16 protein-coding genes, 2 tRNA genes and 3 rRNA genes are annotated in these 19376 nt (G+C 46.7%); 8 read left to right on the top strand and 13 right to left on the bottom strand.

Annotation, left to right across the window (positions count from 1 at the left end; genetic code table 11):
- Window positions 1–78: 78 nt before the first annotated feature.
- Window positions 79–738: a 7-cyano-7-deazaguanine/7-aminomethyl-7-deazaguanine transporter gene (locus TOLA_RS01765; RefSeq protein ID WP_012728564.1), complete on the bottom strand. Its 660-nt coding sequence runs from the start codon at window positions 736–738 to the stop codon at window positions 79–81.
- Window positions 739–1627: 889 nt separating this feature from the next.
- On the opposite strand from TOLA_RS01765, the gene ubiE reads away from it, so the two are divergent.
- From ubiE to hemB, 4 genes are read left to right on the top strand one after another with little or no spacing between them, the layout of a single operon-like run.
- The gene (gene ubiE, locus TOLA_RS01760) at window positions 1628–2371 is read left to right on the top strand and encodes a bifunctional demethylmenaquinone methyltransferase/2-methoxy-6-polyprenyl-1,4-benzoquinol methylase UbiE (RefSeq protein ID WP_012728562.1); all 744 of its coding nucleotides are present in this window, start codon (window positions 1628–1630) and stop codon (window positions 2369–2371) included.
- A 24-nt stretch (window positions 2372–2395) separates the two neighbouring features.
- Complete coding sequence (locus TOLA_RS01755) at window positions 2396–3016, top strand: ubiquinone biosynthesis accessory factor UbiJ (RefSeq protein ID WP_012728561.1); 621 nt, start codon at window positions 2396–2398, stop codon at window positions 3014–3016.
- Window positions 3013–4644 (top strand): ubiquinone biosynthesis regulatory protein kinase UbiB, encoded by a 1632-nt coding sequence (gene ubiB / locus TOLA_RS01750; RefSeq protein ID WP_012728560.1) that lies wholly within the window; start codon window positions 3013–3015, stop codon window positions 4642–4644. Before TOLA_RS01755 ends, ubiB begins: the two co-directional genes overlap by 4 nt.
- A gap of 22 nt (window positions 4645–4666) precedes the next feature.
- Window positions 4667–5677: a porphobilinogen synthase gene (hemB, locus tag TOLA_RS01745; protein ID WP_012728559.1), complete on the top strand. Its 1011-nt coding sequence runs from the start codon at window positions 4667–4669 to the stop codon at window positions 5675–5677.
- 36 nt (window positions 5678–5713) lie between these two features.
- On the opposite strand, the gene TOLA_RS01740 is transcribed toward hemB, so the two are convergent.
- The 8 genes from TOLA_RS01740 to TOLA_RS01705 form a co-directional block, all read right to left on the bottom strand.
- Entirely contained in the window at window positions 5714–6097 is a 384-nt protein-coding gene (locus tag TOLA_RS01740; protein WP_012728558.1) for an EF-hand domain-containing protein, read from the bottom strand.
- 146 nt (window positions 6098–6243) lie between these two features.
- Window positions 6244–6672, bottom strand: coding sequence for a L,D-transpeptidase family protein (locus tag TOLA_RS01735; protein ID WP_425358053.1), 429 nt, complete (start codon window positions 6670–6672; stop codon window positions 6244–6246).
- Between the two features lie 254 nt (window positions 6673–6926).
- Window positions 6927–7003 (bottom strand) — tRNA-Asp (locus TOLA_RS01730).
- Window positions 7004–7066: 63 nt separating this feature from the next.
- Window positions 7067–7181: ribosomal RNA gene (rrf, locus tag TOLA_RS01725) — 5S ribosomal RNA — on the bottom strand.
- 126 nt (window positions 7182–7307) lie between these two features.
- Window positions 7308–10196: ribosomal RNA gene (locus TOLA_RS01720) — 23S ribosomal RNA — on the bottom strand.
- Window positions 10197–10331: 135 nt separating this feature from the next.
- A tRNA-Glu gene (locus tag TOLA_RS01715) sits at window positions 10332–10407 on the bottom strand.
- 44 nt (window positions 10408–10451) lie between these two features.
- Window positions 10452–11997: ribosomal RNA gene (locus TOLA_RS01710) — 16S ribosomal RNA — on the bottom strand.
- The 16S, 23S and 5S rRNA genes sit together here with 2 tRNA genes alongside, the layout of an rRNA operon.
- Window positions 11998–12349: 352 nt before the next feature.
- Window positions 12350–13159 carry an undecaprenyl-diphosphate phosphatase gene (locus tag TOLA_RS01705; RefSeq protein ID WP_012728556.1) on the bottom strand — a complete coding sequence of 270 codons (810 nt, stop codon included), beginning with the start codon at window positions 13157–13159 and terminating at the stop codon, window positions 12350–12352.
- 218 nt (window positions 13160–13377) lie between these two features.
- Between TOLA_RS01705 and TOLA_RS01700 the strand changes: the two genes are divergently transcribed.
- Window positions 13378–14199: a Cof-type HAD-IIB family hydrolase gene (locus tag TOLA_RS01700; RefSeq protein ID WP_012728555.1), complete on the top strand. Its 822-nt coding sequence runs from the start codon at window positions 13378–13380 to the stop codon at window positions 14197–14199.
- A 449-nt stretch (window positions 14200–14648) separates the two neighbouring features.
- A complete protein-coding gene (locus tag TOLA_RS01695; protein ID WP_012728554.1) occupies window positions 14649–15125 on the top strand; it encodes a Dps family protein in 477 nt (158 codons plus the stop codon).
- Window positions 15126–15260: 135 nt separating this feature from the next.
- Here the strand turns inward: TOLA_RS01695 and TOLA_RS01690 are convergent, their stop codons facing one another.
- On the bottom strand, window positions 15261–16322 hold the full coding sequence (locus tag TOLA_RS01690; RefSeq protein WP_012728553.1) for a YeiH family protein: 1062 nt from the start codon (window positions 16320–16322) through the stop codon (window positions 15261–15263).
- 118 nt (window positions 16323–16440) lie between these two features.
- Here TOLA_RS01690 and TOLA_RS01685 point away from each other — a divergent pair, with 118 nt between their 5' ends.
- Together TOLA_RS01685 and TOLA_RS01680 are read left to right on the top strand one after the other, a co-directional pair.
- Window positions 16441–17034, top strand: coding sequence for a class I SAM-dependent methyltransferase (locus TOLA_RS01685; RefSeq protein WP_012728552.1), 594 nt, complete (start codon window positions 16441–16443; stop codon window positions 17032–17034).
- Between the two features lie 64 nt (window positions 17035–17098).
- Complete coding sequence (locus TOLA_RS01680; RefSeq protein ID WP_012728551.1) at window positions 17099–17707, top strand: class I SAM-dependent DNA methyltransferase; 609 nt, start codon at window positions 17099–17101, stop codon at window positions 17705–17707.
- A gap of 7 nt (window positions 17708–17714) precedes the next feature.
- Here TOLA_RS01680 and TOLA_RS01675 read toward each other — a convergent pair whose 3' ends face one another.
- The 3 genes from TOLA_RS01675 to TOLA_RS01665 are packed head-to-tail and all read right to left on the bottom strand — an operon-like array spanning window position 17715 to window position 19352.
- Complete coding sequence (locus TOLA_RS01675) at window positions 17715–18053, bottom strand: rhodanese-like domain-containing protein (protein ID WP_012728550.1); 339 nt, start codon at window positions 18051–18053, stop codon at window positions 17715–17717.
- Between the two features lie 29 nt (window positions 18054–18082).
- The gene (locus TOLA_RS01670) at window positions 18083–18925 is read right to left on the bottom strand and encodes an MBL fold metallo-hydrolase (protein ID WP_012728549.1); all 843 of its coding nucleotides are present in this window, start codon (window positions 18923–18925) and stop codon (window positions 18083–18085) included.
- 1 nt (window position 18926) lies between these two features.
- Entirely contained in the window at window positions 18927–19352 is a 426-nt protein-coding gene (locus TOLA_RS01665; RefSeq protein WP_012728548.1) for a PaaI family thioesterase, read from the bottom strand.
- Between the last annotated feature and the right edge of the window lie 24 nt (window positions 19353–19376).

The following is a 19376-nucleotide window of genomic DNA, read 5'->3' as shown; positions in this document are numbered from 1 at the left end:
ATGTGGAAAAAAGATTGGCTTTTGGAAAAAAATCATAAAATTGATGCCAAAAATGCTTGATCTTTGGCATCAATTGATTCAGATGGTCTGCCAGTTGGCATTATCCTGTCCCAGCAATTTCCGGGTTAAGTGACGTAATAACACACCATACGCAGGAACAAACAAACCGATACTAATAATCAACTTCACCGCATAATCCACAGCGGCGATTTCCACCCAATGTTCCGCCATAAACGGATCCGGGCTCTGATAAAAGGCAATACCAAAAAACGCAACGGTATCCAGCAAATTGCCAATGATGGTTGAAGCCAGCGGCGCAGCCCACCACTGCGGTAATTGCCGTAGTCTGCTGAATACCGAGATATCCAGGATCTGTCCCAGCAGATAAGCCATAAAACTGGCGCACGCAATTCGGGCCACAAACAAATTAAACTGCGTTATCTGCGCCAATCCCAGAAAGTCACCGGCATTAAACAGCACTGATAACAAATATGAGATCACAAGTGCCGGTAACATGGCATACAGAATGATGCGGCGGGCCAGCAATGAACCAAAAATACGAACCGTTAAATCAGTTGCCAAAAAGATGAATGGGAAACTAAACGCGCCCCAAGTGGTGTGTACACCAGCAATTTCTATTGGTAACTGCACCAGATAATTACTGGATGCGATGATCAGAATATGAAACAAAGACAAACGCCACAGCGCTTGCCGTGACTGATGTTCGGTAAACAGCATAGTATTTCCTTTTTGGATAACGAATGGGGTGAGGGAACCCATGAGTGCTCGTACTTTAACCAACCATTTTGCACATAAAATGGCGGTTGACTATAGCGAGGCGCGCGATTATACCGATAAAAATGGCAGAAACAAGTTCGGCATCAAACTAATAATAAAATCTCATGCTCTTACTTGCAGAACCTTCCAAGCCGTACCATGCTTAGGTTAAGCGAGCAACAAGCTTTTCGGGCGTCAGGATTCCACTTCGCACCCGAAGGATGACGAAGTGAATCGTTCACGACGTTCCGGCTTGTTGGCCGACTGGGTGATTGTTTTTTGTTCTGTCGCAAACGATCCGGTGAGCAGGCTTATAGCCAGACCCGATCAGGACACATGATGATGCCATGCGCAGCTGCAAAAACAATCAGAAGGACCATCTGGGAGCGCTTTGCAAAGTTGGCTGTCGGGAAATACCGGATAGCATCGCAACTAGTAAAGACGGCTCTTCCTAAACTAAGGAGGCAGCACCCTGATAATTCTTTTAAAAGTAATCCAGTGTTAATTATTAGCTAGTTTGAGTGTTTTGTTAGTTAGTTAGTTAGTTAGTTAGTTAGTTAGTTAGTTAGTTAGTTAGTTAGTTAGTTAGTTAGTTAGTTAGTTAGTTAGTTAGTTAGTTAGTTAGTTAGTTAGTTAGTTAGTTAGTTAGTTAGTTAGTTAGCAAGTAAAACCGTTTTGTTGGGGCCCATCCACCGGGCCCCTTTTAATATCTGCAATTTTTTTCTTTTTTCCTGTAAACATCTCATGCCACTCGACCTACCAATCCCGTAACACAATAATGAATCGCTTCTGAAGTCTGGTTAAAATTACGTTACACTGCAGATGTTATTGGCATAAGGAATCGTTGCACATGGCGGACAACACTCATTTCGGCTTCAAGACCGTTGCTGAAACTGAAAAAGAGCATCTGGTGGCAGATGTATTTCATTCGGTTGCAGATAAATATGACCTGATGAATGACTTGATGTCGTTTGGTATTCATCGTCTGTGGAAACGTTTCACCATTGATTGCGCCGGCGTTCGTCCGGGCCAGAAAATATTGGATCTTGCGGGTGGTACCGGCGATCTGACCGCCAAATTCTCACGCTTAGTCGGCGAAAGCGGTGAGGTCATACTGGCTGACATCAACGACTCCATGCTGAAAGTCGGTCGCGAAAAACTGCGCAATAAAGGTCTGGTTAACAATATCCGCTATGTTCAGGCAAATGCTGAGAATTTGCCCTTCCCGGATAATTACTTCGATCTGATAACCATCGGTTTTGGTCTGCGTAATGTGACGCATAAAGATCAGGCATTAGCTTCCATGTACCGGGCCCTTAAACCAGGCGGACGCTTACTGGTACTTGAATTCTCCAAACCGACTAACGCAGTGATGTCAAAACTGTATGACTTCTACTCTTTCAAGGTATTGCCGAAAATGGGGCAATTAGTGGCGAAAGACAGTGACAGTTACCAATATCTGGCGGAATCCATCCGCATGCATCCGGATCAGGAAACACTGAAAGCGATGATGGAATCTGTTGGTTTTGAACAAGTTACATATCATAACCTGACCCAGGGTGTCGTTGCCCTACATCGTGGCTTCAAATTCTGAACATAAAATAACGGGAATAACGGCATGACTCTGTCCCCCCTGAGTGTCGCATTGGCTGCACTGCTGGAAACAGGATTAAACCAGTTATTATCTCTTGATCCCCAGTCAAGAGAACGCAGTAAAACCCTGTATGGCAAAGTGTTAAAACTGGAATTACAGAGACTGCCTGCAATCTGGTTAATTTTCTCGCCACAACAGGTGGATGTATTAACTTGTTATGAGCATCCGGCTCATGCCAGCCTCAGCCTTAAATGGCAAGGATTACAGGTCTTGCGACAGCCGGAGAAGCTGAGCCGTTATATCCGTGAAGAACGGATCGATCTGCAGGGCGATCCTGTCCTGTTTCATGCCTTTAGTCATTTATTCAGCGAATTAGATATCGATTGGGAAGAACAACTTTCAGCCTGCACCGGTGACGTATTGGCACACTGGATATGCCGGGGAATAAACAGAATACAGCAGAGTGCATCCGTACAATTGCTGTCAGCAAAGCAAGAGTTGCGCGAAGCTATTACCGAAGAATGGCAGCTTGCTCCCGGCACTCTACAACTTGCCGCTTTTTGTGATGATGTCTCAGATCTGGAACGGGATAGCGAACGGTTGTTGCAACGGGCAGAACAATTTTTCAAGCGGAGTCAGCAATGATATTGCGCGAATGGCGACGCTTTTACACCATCGGTAGTGTCTTATTACGACATGGCCTGGATGAATTGATCCCCCGCCACTGGCAACCCTGGCCGGTACGTCTGTTCCGACGCTCTCTGTTCTGGCTACGCAATCGTTATCCGGAGCAATCACGGGGAGCGAGATTACGTCATGCGTTTGAAGGCTTAGGACCGGTTTTCATTAAATTCGGGCAAATGCTTTCAACCCGACGCGACTTGCTTCCTCCTGATTTGGCTGAAGAATTAGCGATGTTACAGGATCGGGTCCCTTCTTTTGATGGGCAACTGGCACGGGAGCAAATTGAGCAGGCATTAGGCCAACCAATTGAAGCGCTTTTTGCCGATTTTGATCAACAACCTCTGGCATCCGCGTCGGTGGCTCAGGTGCATACTGCCCGTCTGAAAGAAAATAATGCCGAAATAGTCATTAAGGTGATCCGCCCGGATATTAAACCGGTGATTAATGATGACATCCGGCTGATGCGGCTGTGCGCAAAAATCGTCGCTTTCCTCATACCAAACAACCGGTTACGTCCTGTAGAGGTAATAGAGGAATATCGTCGGACGCTACTGGATGAACTCAATCTGATGAGTGAAGCAGCGAATGCAATTCAGTTGCGCCGGAACTTTGAAAACTCATCCCATTTGTATGTCCCACTGGTGTACTCTGATTATTGCCGGGAGAGTGTACTGGTCATGGAACGGATCTACGGTATCCCGGTTTCTGATCGTGCAGCGCTCGAAGCCAATGGCACCGACCTGAAATTACTGGCTGAACGCGGAGTTGAAGTCTTCTTCACCCAGGTCTTCCGCGACAGTTTTTTCCATGCAGATATGCACCCCGGCAACGTCTTTGTTTCTTATGAACACCCGCACGATCCACAATGGATCGGCATTGACTGTGGGATTGTCGGTACGCTGAATCGACAGGATAAACGTTATCTGGCAGAAAACTTTCTGGCGTTCTTTAACCGCGATTACCGGAAAGTGGCTGAGCTGCATGTGCAATCAGGCTGGGTACCACCAGATACCAAAGTGGAAGAATTTGAGTCTGCATTGCGCACAGTGCTTGAGCCTATTTTCGCCAAACCGCTGGCCGAAATATCGTTCGGGCAGGTATTACTGAATCTATTTAATACCGCCCGCCGTTTTAATATGCATGTACAACCCCAATTGGTTCTGTTGCAGAAAACGCTGCTTTATATCGAAGGGCTGGGCCGGCACCTTTATCCACAACTGGATCTGTGGCAAACCGCAAAGCCGTTTCTGGAACACTGGATGCGACAGCAGATCGGACCTAAGGCTGCATGGCGTGCAATCAAAGAGAAAGCGCCATTCTGGGCCGAAAAATTACCCGATATGCCCGATCTGATTTACGATACTCTGACACAGGTTCAGCATCAGCAGCATATGGTGAAGGGACTTTATCAGCAATATCATCAGCAACACCGCCGCCATGCACAAGCCCGTTTTCTGTTGGGTGCCGGAGCAACTCTGCTGCTCGGTAGTATCCTTCTGCTACCAACGCATGAACAGCTGGCATCGGCTGGCCTGACTATCAGTATTATTTGCTGGCTCAACGGCTGGTGGAAAATATCCCGCCGTTAACCTATCAGCTACAGGAGCATTCATGCCGCAATTTGTATCCTCACCATTTCCGCTTCGCCGTTTGCGCAGAGTCCGTAAACATGAATTCAGCCGCCGTCTGGTACGTGAGAATCAGCTGAGTGTTGATGATCTGATTTATCCGATGTTTGTTTTAGATGGCGAGAGTCGTCGTGAAACGATTACCAGCATGCCGGGAATTGAACGCTTATCACTGGATCTGTTATTACAGGAAGCTGAAGAGTTGGTACGGTTAGGTATCCCAGCCATCGCCCTGTTTCCGGTTATACCCGCAGAACAAAAAAGTTTGCTGGCAGAGGAAGCCTATAACGATGACGGACTGGTCCCCTGTGTTGTGCGCGCACTAAAAGAACGCTTTCCAGAGTTAGGCGTAATCACCGATGTGGCACTTGATCCTTATACGACTCACGGACAGGATGGCATCATTGACGATCATGGGTATGTACTGAATGACATTACCAGCGATATTCTTGTCCGGCAGGCGCTTTGTCATGCGAAAGCCGGAGCAGATATCGTTGCGCCATCCGACATGATGGATGGCCGTATTGCTGCAATCAGACGCTCACTCGAACAACATAATCTGGTCAACACACAGATCATGGCCTACTCCGCTAAATATGCATCCAATTACTACGGACCATTCCGGGATGCTGTCGGCTCTTCGGCTAATCTTGGTAAAGGTAATAAAAATACCTATCAGATGGATCCGGCTAACAGCAATGAAGCCCTACAGGAAGTTGGTCTGGATATACAGGAAGGTGCCGATATGGTGATGGTGAAACCAGGTATGCCTTATCTCGATATCATTCACCGGGTCAAACATCAATATGGTGTACCAACCTTTGCCTACCAGGTTAGTGGGGAATATGCCATGCATATGGCAGCTATCCAAAATGGCTGGTTAAAAGAACGCGAGTGCATCATGGAGTCCCTGCTTTGCTTTAAACGGGCCGGAGCAGATGGCATTCTGACTTATTTTGCTAAACAGGTTGCTTACTGGTTACAGAATAAGTAATACGACAATAAAGCCCCCTCTCGGGGCTTTATTGGTTTATTTTTTAGCCGAATCAACCGCAGTTGATACAACAGGCTTAAGCTGTAACTGACGTTCACGTAGTTGCTGCATCATCTTCTGACGAGCCTCAATACGTGCCGACTTTAATTCATCCTGAGTAACTTCACTATCCCCGTCTTTATCAAAAGCAGAAAATTGCATCTTACTCATACGCTGCTTAATCTGCCGGATCATGCGCTCTTCCTGCAATTGTTTAAATGCAGCAAATTCTTTCTGATCCAACTTACCATCCTGATCTTTATCAGCTTTGGTAAATAAATTATCGGCTTGTACCGGAACAGATTTGGTCTGTGTAACTTCTGTAGCATAAACAGGTGCACACAAAAAAGTTACCAATAACGCAGCTCCCATCACTTTCATTTTTATTTCTCCGGTTATTCGAGCACAGATAAACTAACGAAGAAATCACGTAAATCTATGTCTGAAATAACTTTATTTGCGACAAAATGTGACAGTAACCGCAAAAAAATAAGCCAGCAAAGCTGGCTTACCGGGTAGTCATATACTCAAGGACGGATCTCTATCGGCGTCCCCGGCGATACAGATTCCCAGAGTTCGTCCATATCCGCATTAATCAGTGCAATGCAGCCATTTGTCCAGTTAGAGCGCTGTAAGGTTTCATCACTCATCACCGAGCCTTTACGCTGACCATGCAATAAAATCTGCCCGCCTGGCTCAACACCCAAGTGCTGAGCCCGCTTCATATCGTTCAAACTCGGATAAGATATATGAAATGCTTTATAGTAATTGGAATCCATCTTTCTGTAGTCTAATAAATAACGGCCTTCAGGCGTTTTATTATCACCTTCGCGAATTTTTGGCCCCCGAGGATTAGGGCCTAATGCCACCCAATAGCGCTTTAATGGGACCCCTTTTGAATACAAGGTCAGGCTATACTGTGACTTTTTTACAACAACCAGATCTGCTTTCGGCATTATTGTTGCGTTAACCGAGAAACCTAACAGCAACCCTGAAATCAAAATAGCGAACTTCATGCTTCCGTAACCTTGTCAGTCCATCTTTATCAATTAAAACTATCAACATCTGATCATAGCCATTACTGCGATCAACTCAATGCAATAGTGCAATTTTTAGCGAAGAGTCTGGTACCGGATCGAATACACATAATGTATCTTCTGGATTCCGGACAGCAAAAAGCCCTGAGCATGGCTCAGGGCTTTTGTGTTATTGGCGGAGTGGACGGGACTCGAACCCGCGACCCCCGGCGTGACAGGCCGGTATTCTAACCGACTGAACTACCACTCCGCACTTTTCGTCTATGCTCGCTTAACCGTTGTCACCCGGCCAAGGTCTTCACATTAATTTGGTGCCTGGCAGTGTCCTACTCTCACATGGCGAATGCCACACTACCATCGGCGCTACAACGTTTCACTTCTGTGTTCGGCATGGGTACAGGTGGTTCCATCGCGCTATTGCCGCCAGGCATATTCGGGTCCCTTATCACTAACTCATTGGGTCTCGTTAGCAATAAGTCTTGGAAAGCTGTGACCTCGCGGTCTTTATTTCGTTCATCAATCAAACAAGCGCTTCAAAACTACTTGGGTGTTGTATGGTTAAGCCTCTCGGGTCATTAGTATGGGTTAGCTCAATGTATCACTACACTTACACACCCCACCTATCAACGTCGTAGTCTTCAACGGCCCTTCAGAGGACTTATAGTCCTAGGGATGACTCATCTCGTGGCAAGTTTCCCGCTTAGATGCTTTCAGCGGTTATCTTTTCCGAACTTAGCTACCGGGCAGTGCCATTGGCATGACAACCCGAACACCAGCGGTTCGTTCACTCCGGTCCTCTCGTACTAGGAGCAACCCCACTCAATCATCCAACGCCCACGGCAGATAGGGACCGAACTGTCTCACGACGTTCTGAACCCAGCTCGCGTACCACTTTAAATGGCGAACAGCCATACCCTTGGGACCAACTTCAGCCCCAGGATGTGATGAGCCGACATCGAGGTGCCAAACACCGCCGTCGATATGAACTCTTGGGCGGTATCAGCCTGTTATCCCCGGAGTACCTTTTATCCGTTGAGCGATGGCCCTTCCATTCAGAACCACCGGATCACTATGACCTGCTTTCGCACCTGCTCGACCTGTCCGTCTCGCAGTTAAGCGGGCTTATGCCATTGCACTAACCTCACGATGTCCGACCGTGATTAGCCCACCTTCGTGCTCCTCCGTTACTCTTTGGGAGGAGACCGCCCCAGTCAAACTACCCACCAGACACTGTCCCTGACCCAGATAATGGGTTGAGGTTAGAACATCAAACATACCAGGGTGGTATTTCAAGGTCGGCTCCATGACAACTGGCGTCATCACTTCAAAGCCTCCCACCTATCCTACACAGGTAGGTTCAATGTTCAGTGTCAAGCTATAGTAAAGGTTCACGGGGTCTTTCCGTCTAGCCGCGGGTACACCGCATCTTCACGGCGAATTCGATTTCACTGAGTCTCGGGTGGAGACAGCGTGGCCATGGTTACACCATTCGTGCAGGTCGGAACTTACCCGACAAGGAATTTCGCTACCTTAGGACCGTTATAGTTACGGCCGCCGTTTACCGGGGCTTCGATCAAGAGCTTCGCTTGCGCTAACCCCATCAATTAACCTTCCGGCACCGGGCAGGTGTCACACCCTATACGTCCACTTTCGTGTTTGCAGAGTGCTGTGTTTTTGTTAAACAGTCCCAGCCACCTGGTCACTGCGGCTGTCATTCGCTCCGGAAGTAAATTCCTTCACCAACAACAGCGTACCTTCTCCCGAAGTTACGGTACTATTTTGCCTAGTTCCTTCACCCGAGTTCTCTCAAGCGCCTTGGTATTCTCTACCTGACCACCAGTGTTGGTTTGGGGTACGATTCTTCGTAACCTGAAGCTTAGAGGCTTTTCCTGGAAGCGTGGCATCAGTAACTTCATGACCGTAGTCACTTCGTCTCGGCTCTCGGAATAAAGTACAGCGGATTTGCCTACCGTACATCCCTACCACCTTTCACCAGCACTACCAACCGCTGGCTTACTTAGCCTTCTCCGTCCCCTCATCGCAGTTACAAAAAGTGCAGGAATATTAACCCGCTTCCCATCGACTACGCCTTTCAGCCTCGCCTTAGGGGTCGACTCACCCTGCCCCGATTAACGTTGGACAGGAACCCTTGGTCTTCCGGCGAGGGAGTCTTTCACTCCCTTTAACGTTACTCACGTCAGCATTCGCACTTCTGATATCTCCAGCATGCGTTACCACACACCTTCACAGACTTACAGAACGCTCCCCTACCACTTGCACTTGCGTGCAAATCCGCAGCTTCGGTGACTAGTTTAGCCCCGTTACATCTTCCGCGCAGGCCGACTCGACTAGTGAGCTATTACGCTTTCTTTAAATGATGGCTGCTTCTAAGCCAACATCCTAGCTGTCTGAGCCTTCCCACATCGTTTCCCACTTAACTAGTACTTTGGGACCTTAGCTGGCGGTCTGGGTTGTTTCCCTCTTCACGACGGACGTTAGCACCCGCCGTGTGTCTCCCGGATAGTACTTACTGGTATTCGGAGTTTGCATCGAGTTGGTAAGTCGGGATGACCCCCTAGTCGAAACAGTGCTCTACCCCCAGTAGTATTCGTCCGAGGCGCTACCTAAATAGCTTTCGGGGAGAACCAGATATCTCCGAGTTTGATTGGCCTTTCACCCCTAGCCACAGGTCATCCCCTAATTTTGCAACATTAGTGGGTTCGGTCCTCCAGTACCTGTTACGGCACCTTCAACCTGCCCATGGCTAGATCACTCGGTTTCGGGTCTACACCCTGCAACTAGTCGCCCAGTTAAGACTCGGTTTCCCTACGGCTCCCCTATTCGGTTAACCTTGCTACAGAATGTAAGTCGCTGACCCATTATACAAAAGGTACGCAGTCACCCCACAAAGAGGCTCCCACTGCTTGTACGTACACGGTTTCAGGTTCTATTTCACTCCCCTCACAGGGGTTCTTTTCGCCTTTCCCTCACGGTACTGGTTCACTATCGGTCAGTCAGGAGTATTTAGCCTTGGAGGATGGTCCCCCCATGTTCAGACAGGATACCACGTGTCCCGCCTTACTCGTTTTCATCTCAAGGTCGTTTTCATGTACGGGGCTATCACCCTGTGCCGCCAGCCTTTCCAGACTGTTCCACTAACTTCCAAGAAACTTAAGGGCTAATTCCCGTTCGCTCGCCGCTACTAAGGAAATCTCGGTTGATTTCTTTTCCTCGGGGTACTTAGATGTTTCAGTTCTCCCGGTTCGCCTTGCATGACTATGTATTCATCATGCAATACTGCATAAATGCAGTGGGTTTCCCCATTCGGATATCTGTGAGTAATAGCGTCTCTTACCGACTCCTCACAGCTTAACGCAGGTTAGCACGTCCTTCTTCGCCTCTGACTGCCTAGGCATCCACCGTGTACGCTTAGTCACTTAACCATACAACCCCAAGTAGTTTCCTACTCAACGCTGCATATGTGACCAGTTATACTGGTTTACATACCAAGTTTTTTCCAAGACGCTTGTTTGTCTTGATTGAACTTTTATCAGCTTTCCAAATTTTTAAAGAACTTCTGGCGTCCCCTAGGGGATTCGAACCCCTGTTACCGCCGTGAAAGGGCGATGTCCTGGGCCTCTAGACGAAGGGGACACAAGCAATCTGTGTGAGCACTCACATAGTCAATTAGTTTAAGGTAAGGAGGTGATCCAACCGCAGGTTCCCCTACGGTTACCTTGTTACGACTTCACCCCAGTCATGAATCACACCGTGGTAATCGTCCTCCCCGAAGGGTTAGACTAACTACTTCTGGTACAACCCACTCCCATGGTGTGACGGGCGGTGTGTACAAGGCCCGGGAACGTATTCACCGTGGCATTCTGATCCACGATTACTAGCGATTCCGACTTCACGGAGTCGAGTTGCAGACTCCGATCCGGACTACGACGTACTTTGTGGGTTCCGCTTGCTCTCGCGAGGTCGCTTCCCTCTGTATACGCCATTGTAGCACGTGTGTAGCCCTGGCCGTAAGGGCCATGATGACTTGACGTCATCCCCACCTTCCTCCGGTTTATCACCGGCAGTCTCCCTTGAGTTCCCGGCATTACCCGCTGGCAACAAAGGATAGGGGTTGCGCTCGTTGCGGGACTTAACCCAACATCTCACGACACGAGCTGACGACAGCCATGCAGCACCTGTGTCTGAGTTCCCGAAGGCACATTCGTATCTCTACAAACTTCTCAGCATGTCAAGGCCAGGTAAGGTTCTTCGCGTTGCATCGAATTAAACCACATGCTCCACCGCTTGTGCGGGCCCCCGTCAATTCATTTGAGTTTTAACCTTGCGGCCGTACTCCCCAGGCGGTCGATTTATCGCGTTAGCTTCGGAACCCACGCTCATAATGGCACAAACTCCAAATCGACATCGTTTACAGCGTGGACTACCAGGGTATCTAATCCTGTTTGCTCCCCACGCTTTCGCACCTGAGCGTCAGTCTTTGTCCAGGGGGCCGCCTTCGCCACCGGTATTCCTCCAGATCTCTACGCATTTCACCGCTACACCTGGAATTCTACCCCCCTCTACAAGACTCTAGTCGGACAGTTTCAAATGCAGTTCCCAGGTTGAGCCCGGGGATTTCACATCTGACTTATCTAACCGCCTGCGTGCGCTTTACGCCCAGTTATTCCGATTAACGCTTGCACCCTCCGTATTACCGCGGCTGCTGGCACGGAGTTAGCCGGTGCTTCTTCTGTAGGTAACGTCAATGATGATGCGTATTAGACATCACCCCTTCCTCCCTACTGAAAGTGCTTTACAACCCGAAGGCCTTCTTCACACACGCGGCATGGCTGCATCAGGGTTTCCCCCATTGTGCAATATTCCCCACTGCTGCCTCCCGTAGGAGTCTGGACCGTGTCTCAGTTCCAGTGTGGCTGGTCATCCTCTCAGACCAGCTAGAGATCGTCGCCTTGGTGAGCCGTTACCTCACCAACCAGCTAATCCCACCTGGGTGCATCCAATCGCGGTAGGCCCGAAGGTCCCCACCTTTCCCCCGCAGGGCGTATGCGGTATTAGCAACCGTTTCCAGTTGGTATCCCCCTCGATTGGGCAGCTCCCCAGGCATTACTCACCCGTCCGCCACTCGCCGGCAGGATAGCAAGCTATCCCCCGCTGCCGTTCGACTTGCATGTGTTAGGCCTGCCGCCAGCGTTCAATCTGAGCCATGATCAAACTCTTCAATTAAAGTTTTTTGACTCAATGAATACTTGTTTCTTAATAGTCACTCGCATCATTGATTAAATTTTTTCAATCTAATCAATCTACGCAAGTGCCCACACAGATTGCTTGATATATTGTTAAAGAGCGTGACCGCATTGGGTCAGGGAGGCGCATTCTACGCTTTCCCTCTGGCTTGTCAAGTGTCGTTCGTCACAACCACTTAACTCGCTCTGTCGCGGCGTCTGCCGTCTCAGTGGGGCCGCATTATAGGGAGTGAACTTTTTTGATCAAGCGCTTTATTGCAGATTTTTGCTGAGTGCTGCTTTTTACAGCAAACAGCCGAATTAATCGGCGGTTTGCTGTCATTTCAGGATATTTATACGCTTGGTGAGAAGAAGCCAAAATACGATAACGCGAGGATGATGATGCCAACAACAATACGATAAACGGCAAAACCACGGAAATTGTGTTTACTGATGTAACGTAATAGCCAGCCAATAGAGAGCAGACTAACGATAAAGGAAGAGATAAGGCCAATACTGATATTGAGAATGCCATGCTCGCCTACACCGTTCAGATCTTTCAGCAGAGAATAGATGCTGGCTGCGCCGAGTGTCGGTATAGAAAGAAAGAAACTGAATCCAGTCGCAGTGGAGCGATCAAGACCTGTCAGCATGCCTCCCATGATAGTAGAGGCGCTACGACTTACCCCTGGGATTAATGCGCATAGCTGAGCACAACCGATGGCCAGAGCCTGTTTTAATGTGATTTGCTCAAAAGCGAGAGTCCGGGGTTTAAAAGCGACACCTTCGATCCACCACATAATGACGCCACCAACAATTAAACTGCAGGCCACGGTGACACTATTAAACAGGTATTCGGTGATGTAATGATGAAATGCCAGACCGATACAAGCGGCCGGTAAAAATGCGACGATGACCGCCATCCAGAAACGACGAACAGCAGCGTCAGTGGCTACGCTTTTTACTTGCTGCAGAATGGTTTTGAAATAAAACCACAACACAGCCAGTACACCACCTAACTGGATAACAATTTCAAACGTATCACTGCCTTCGAATTTCAGAAGTTCTTTAGTGACGATCAGATGACCCGTGCTGGATACAGGCAAAAACTCAGTAATGCCTTCCACCACCCCCATGATTAAACTATTAAGAATGTCAGACATGCTGTAAATCCCACTGCTCAGATGCTCAAAAGAGCCGCAAGTTTACGTAAAGCTCTTCGCGAGAGCCAGTCTATTTCTCTTCTGAACGGTGCACTTATTCTTAATAGTACGTACCCCGATTAATGGATAAACAATAATTTTTCTTGTATCGGTAACTTGCAAAAAAAACGCTAAAGTTTCAGCCTGTCACTATTAACCCGGAAAGAGATACGTTGACCATGGCAGATATTGCAGTCATTGCCTTAGATATGGATGGTACTCTGTTAACCAGTGATCATACGGTGACCAGAGAAACAGTGGATACATTGCGACAGGCGAGAGATAAAGGGATTGAGGTTATTCTGGTAACAGGACGTCATCATATGATGGCTTGTCCGGTTCACCATCAGCTAGCTCTGGAAACCCCGTTAATCTGCTCGAACGGAGCCTACATTTTTGATTTTCAGGCTAAGCGAATCACTGCTGGCAACCCCTTACATGACTGGCAGTGGCAACAACTCTTACCCCTCATCGAATCCTTACAGCTGGATGTGATATGTCATTTTAGTGATGGTATTGGTCATCAGCCGGACAATGTGCATATTGCTAAAATAAAAAATCACCTGAGTACCCTCCCGCCAGAACATTATCCTCACTTTATTGAACATTCATCCTTAGCCACGCTCTGCAATACGCACGTGCCTTTGTGGAAAATAGAGATAGCACATGCTACTCCTGCTGCTATTGACGCATTTATTGATGCATTGCCGGATGGATTAGCGATTACTCATGACAGAACAGCACCTAACGGTCTGGAAATTGTGAATACTGGTAGCAGTAAAGGTAATCGTCTGGCCGAATGGGTTGCTGGTAAAGGGATTGCGCTGGATCAGGTAATTGCTTTTGGCGATAACCATAACGACATCAGTATGTTCCAGCAGGTCGGTTTAGGGGTGGCCATGGGTAACGCCACGCCGGAGATACAGCAATATGCTGATTTTGTCACATGCAGCAATGATGATAGTGGTATTGCTTCCGCACTGCGCCGCTGGGTGTTGTAAATCAGGAATTCCATTCAAATAAAACAGGGAGATAAAATCTCCTGTCGGTTAACATTATATTCGTAAACTAAAAGCCCCTTTTTTGCTGAAAAATCAATCCCAATAAGGGCTTTTTTCACATTTATATTGAAAACAAATATTAGAAAATAAAAATATAAAGAGACAGATATTTAACAAAATAATCTTAAACTAACTTGTGGCTCGCGATACGCAGTTTCTTGCACTCCTACACCACTAACCAAGAATCTATCAGCAACTGGTTCTTTTTCGTCGAAGAACTATATCAACATCCTAATGGTATACGTGCTATGAGTGCGGCCTACTCACATAAACCTGTCTTATGATAAAAATCAATGAAATGCGACACCTGTTACGCTTTTTTGTGACTATCCAATTATAGTCTAGACAGAAACTTCATTTGACCTATAAATATACAGAAGGAGTTCAGTATGAGCGCTCAAGCCATCAATATCGGTATTAATGAATCTGATCGTTTGGATATCGCAACTGGTTTGTCACGTCTATTAGCTGATAGTTATACGCTTTATCTGAAAACACACTATTACCACTGGAATGTTACTGGCCCAATGTTCAATACATTGCATCTGATGTTTGAAACACAGTACAACGAATTGGCATTAGCGGTAGATTTAATCGCTGAACGCATTCGTGCCTTGGGAGTCTATGCGCCAGGAACGTATCTGGAGTTCGCTAAATTGACAGTTATTGCGGAAGATACAGATGTACCGAAAGCACAAGAAATGATAAAGAATTTAGTTGCAGGTCAAGAAGCTGTTGTTCGCACTGCACGTTCGCTCTTTTCCGTTGTTGAAAAAGCAAATGACGAAGCATCTGCTGATTTGTTGACACAACGAATCCAACTACATGAAAAAACAGCATGGATGTTACGTAGTTTACTAGAGTAAACGCGCGGGTATTTATACATCTTTTGCCTGTTCTCGACTCTGTTGTTTCGATTAATATTGAACGAACGTGGAAAGAACAGGCATGAAAATATCCAAAATTATAAGAAAATGCCTTTTTAGCATTCTGATTACTGGTCAGAATATTGCAACCAACCAGTTAATACATCCGCCACCAAAAATCAGGTATATAAAAAGAATACCGCCCAGCATAAGAGGTTTAAGTCCCGCAGCTCGAACTCCCCCCAGATGAGTAGTCAAACCCAATGCAGCCATTGCCATCGCAAGCAAAAAATTATCTAACACAATCAAGCTTTGAGTCAGTGTCGAGGGCAACCACTGTAATGAATTGATCCCTGCCATAACAATAAAAAATACAGCAAACCAAGGAATGGTAATTTTACGACTCTGAGCAGACCCTTTAACCGAATTAAATCGCAACCAACCAGATAGAATCAACAGAAATGGTGCCAACATCATCACCCTAATCATTTTTACAATAACAGCAGTATCTGCCGCTTTAGTACCTATCGCTTGACCCGCAGCAAATACCTGTGCAACTTCGTGAATTGTCGAACCGACATAAACCCCATAACTGTTTTGATTTTTGAATATGGGCAACAATGTAGTGCCCAGATGATAGAACATCGGATACAAAAACATGCCAGCAGTACCAAATACCACGACGGTTGCAACCGCAATGCTGACTTTACTGGCTTGAGCTTGTACCACAGGCTCAGTTGCCATCACAGCCGCCGCGCCACATATTGAACTACCCGCACCAATTAATAAGACTGAATCCCGCTCAAGTTTAAAAATTCGGGTCCCAAGCCAATAAGCCAGTAGAAAGGTAGAACTTAATACCAACAAATCGGTCAGAATAGCCGTTACTCCCACCCCAGCAATCTGCTGGAAAGTGATCCGTAAACCGTAAAGAACAATACCGATTCTAAGTAATTGCTGTTTTGCAATACCAACGCCAGCCCCGCATGCGTGTGATATGTGTGGATACACGGTATTACCGAGCACAATACCTAAAGCAATAGCAATCGTCAGGGCGCTTAATCCCCAATGCTGCGCAATGTTACTTTGGGCCATAAATATCCCAGCTAAAGCAACGCTAGCAGCACATATAAGCCCAATACAATTTGATTCGGCCTCATCCTTTTTATTTAATAAAAACCTAATATACTGACTCATGACGGTACTCCTCTTCATACTGTCAGAGTAGCATCCATGTTTTCTTTATCTAAACTCGTTATATCGATAGAACTAATTTAGATAACAAATAACCATTAACTTCAGATGGATATAATCAATGTGGAACGAAAAATACAGCGATCCGAGATTTATTTATGGCACAGCACCAAATGATTTTCTGAAGCAATCTGTACACCATTTTCATCCTGGCGGAAATATTTTGTGTATTGCCGAAGGTGAAGGCCGAAATGCTGTTTGGCTGGCAGAGCTGGGTTTCAATGTGACCGCTGTTGACGCCTCTGAAGTGGGATTGAGCAAAGGGCTAACACTGGCAAAGTCAAAAGGTGTTAAGGTGGATTGGATCCATGCCGATTTGCAGCATTACAATCCAGGTAAACAAGCATGGGATGGCGTGGTGGCAATATTTGCGCATTTTCCGCCAGACTTACGCTCGCAAGTACATGCCGATTGTGTGGAAAGTCTGAAAGAGGGAGGCGTATTACTGCTCGAAGCCTATACGCCGGAGCAGCTTGAATTTAAAACAGGCGGCCCATCAAATCCGGATTGGTTAATGACACCGGAAATACTAGAACAAGAATTACGAGGCCTGACGTTCGAACGGCTGCAAAAAGTTGAACGCAAAATCATCGAGGGTATTGGCCATACTGGGACGGGTTCTGTTGTGCAAGTCATTGGTGTACGAAACTCCTGACACTACATCAATGCTATAATGCCAAGCTTGAATAATACGGATTTTCCACACACTAACTTTTGATATGTCAGACTTTTTTGATAACGCCGCAAAAGAATGGGATACAAAGCACCAGCGGGTTGCGCAGGCTAAGGCCATTGCCCAAATAATAGAACAGACGATCCCTTTAACACGAGCAACCAAAGCGCTGGAATTTGGTTGTGGCACAGGTTTGCTTGGTTTCAATCTCATTGAAAAAGTGGGAGAAATGACCTTCAGCGATACCTCTCGCGGTATGCTATCTGAAGTAGAAAATAAGCTGAAAATATCTGCTTGTACGTCAGCAAAAATAGTAGACCTGAATGTTGCCAAGATTGTTGACCGTTATGATCTGATTTTTTCTTCGATGGTGCTGCATCACATCGCAGATCATAAGCAAACTATTGCTGATCTTAGTCAATCGCTACATCCTGAAGGCTATCTCTGTATCTGTGATTTAGATAAGGAAGATGGCTTATTTCACAGTAAGGAAACTGTTCCGCACCATGGCTTTGAACGCGCTGAAATTAAGCAGGAATTTCAGAATTCTGGTCTGAATGTCATCCATTCCTGTACCGGATTTGTAAACAGGAAAATCATCAACGGTCAGGAAGTTGATTTCCCTGTTTTTTTGTTGATTGGTCAGAAAAAGTAGCGCGGTATTAGTGATTAGTCGCCACGGCAAGATGCGAGGTTTTAGCCCAGCTTTCTGCGTCTTGCAATGAACCCAGATTTTCCACCTTTTGATATCCATTTTGTATTAATAACTCTTTGGCAATCTCAGCTCGACGACCGGATCGGCAATACAGATGCACCGTATCTTGCTTTTCAATACCGGCCTGCTGTGCTCCAATCACTATCTGCTGGTATTCAATGTTCGCCGCACCATCAGCATGCTCAATGGTGTACTCAGCAGCAGTTCTGACATCAATCAACCACTCTTTAGCGCTGACCGTAAAACAGCCAGTTAATGCTGTAAATAATAAAAATACTCTGAACATAGTTTTATTCCTATGATTAATAAATCTTGTTATTCGGTGCCTATTTGCATACCAGCGAAAAACTGGCCAACTGCAGTGTCCCGCAAATTCTCCCGCAACTTAACAATAACGTCATCTCCTGTGCAATGCCCTGCATAGATGAACTGCGGTTTTAGCTTTTTCAAATAAATTATTGTCTGTTCAAGCCGTTCAGCAGAGGCATGCAGCAAATGCAGCCCGCCAATAATACCAGCGACACTGGCGCCATCATTGAGCTGACGAATGTATTCAACCGTATTGATCACTCCGGAATGACAACAGCCTAAGATAACGACAAGCCCTTGCGGTGTGTTGATCCATAACGCCTGATCATCCGGGATCAGGTCTGCAAACTGCCCCGTCTCATCAAGATAAAACGGCCCGCCGGTATCTTCAAATACATGAGTGCGGGGAATAAAGCCGGTGATACCGATGTTATCACTGATAAAAGAAGCAACCGGACTGCAATGCAACCGTACCGGATCTAACTGTTGTAATACTGCCCGTACGCTCACAGGCATACCGATCCGTTTAACGGGGCGATCAGCATGACGGCTATAGCGCTCAGACAGAATAAACGGGTGCGCAATCACCGAACAGTGCGTATTTTTCGCCAGCATTTGAGCAATGCCACCAGTATGATCGTAGTGACCATGACTTAATACCAGATGCGTGCAATTTGCCAAATCGATACCCAATTTCATCGCATTAGGCAGCAATGTCTCACCACCGCCGGTATCAAACAAAATTGTCAATCCATCTGCCAGGATATGAAACGAGAGGCCATGTTCTGAAAGTAATTCATTCTTGGCATGATTATCACAAATGACAGTTAACTCAAACCGGCAACTCACGCTAGATCACGCCCCCTTTAGGCTGAATGAATTTTCCGGTGGCTTTAACACAAATCTGTTTCGCCACCGATAAGGTCGCTTCTAATAGATAGATGCCACGCCGCTGGCTGATTAATCGACCGATGACCTGAACTGAATCTCCCACCAAGACCGGTGTATGGAAACGGACATTCAGCTCTGCTGTCAGCGCTTCAATCCCTTTCGACAACAAACAGTGCGTCATCGCTGCATCCAGTAACGTACTAGCGATGCCGCCGTGTAATAAATCGGTATAGCCCTGATGTTTTTTATCGACCTGATAATCTGCCGCAACTTCATTTTCGGTGATCTGCTTAAAACTTAGTTGCAGTGAATGCGGATTAGTTGAGCCGTCACTGCACACAACACAATGTGCATGGCTTTGCAGACATGCCTGATAGGTTTTCATGCTATTCCTGCTTTCAGATCAGGA

Origin of the sequence: Tolumonas auensis DSM 9187 (assembly GCF_000023065.1) — a bacterium.
In the GTDB taxonomy this organism is placed as follows: Bacteria; Pseudomonadota; Gammaproteobacteria; order Enterobacterales; family Aeromonadaceae; genus Tolumonas; species Tolumonas auensis.
Note: the sequence above shows the minus strand (reverse complement) of the source record. Positions and strands in the feature narration are given on the sequence as shown.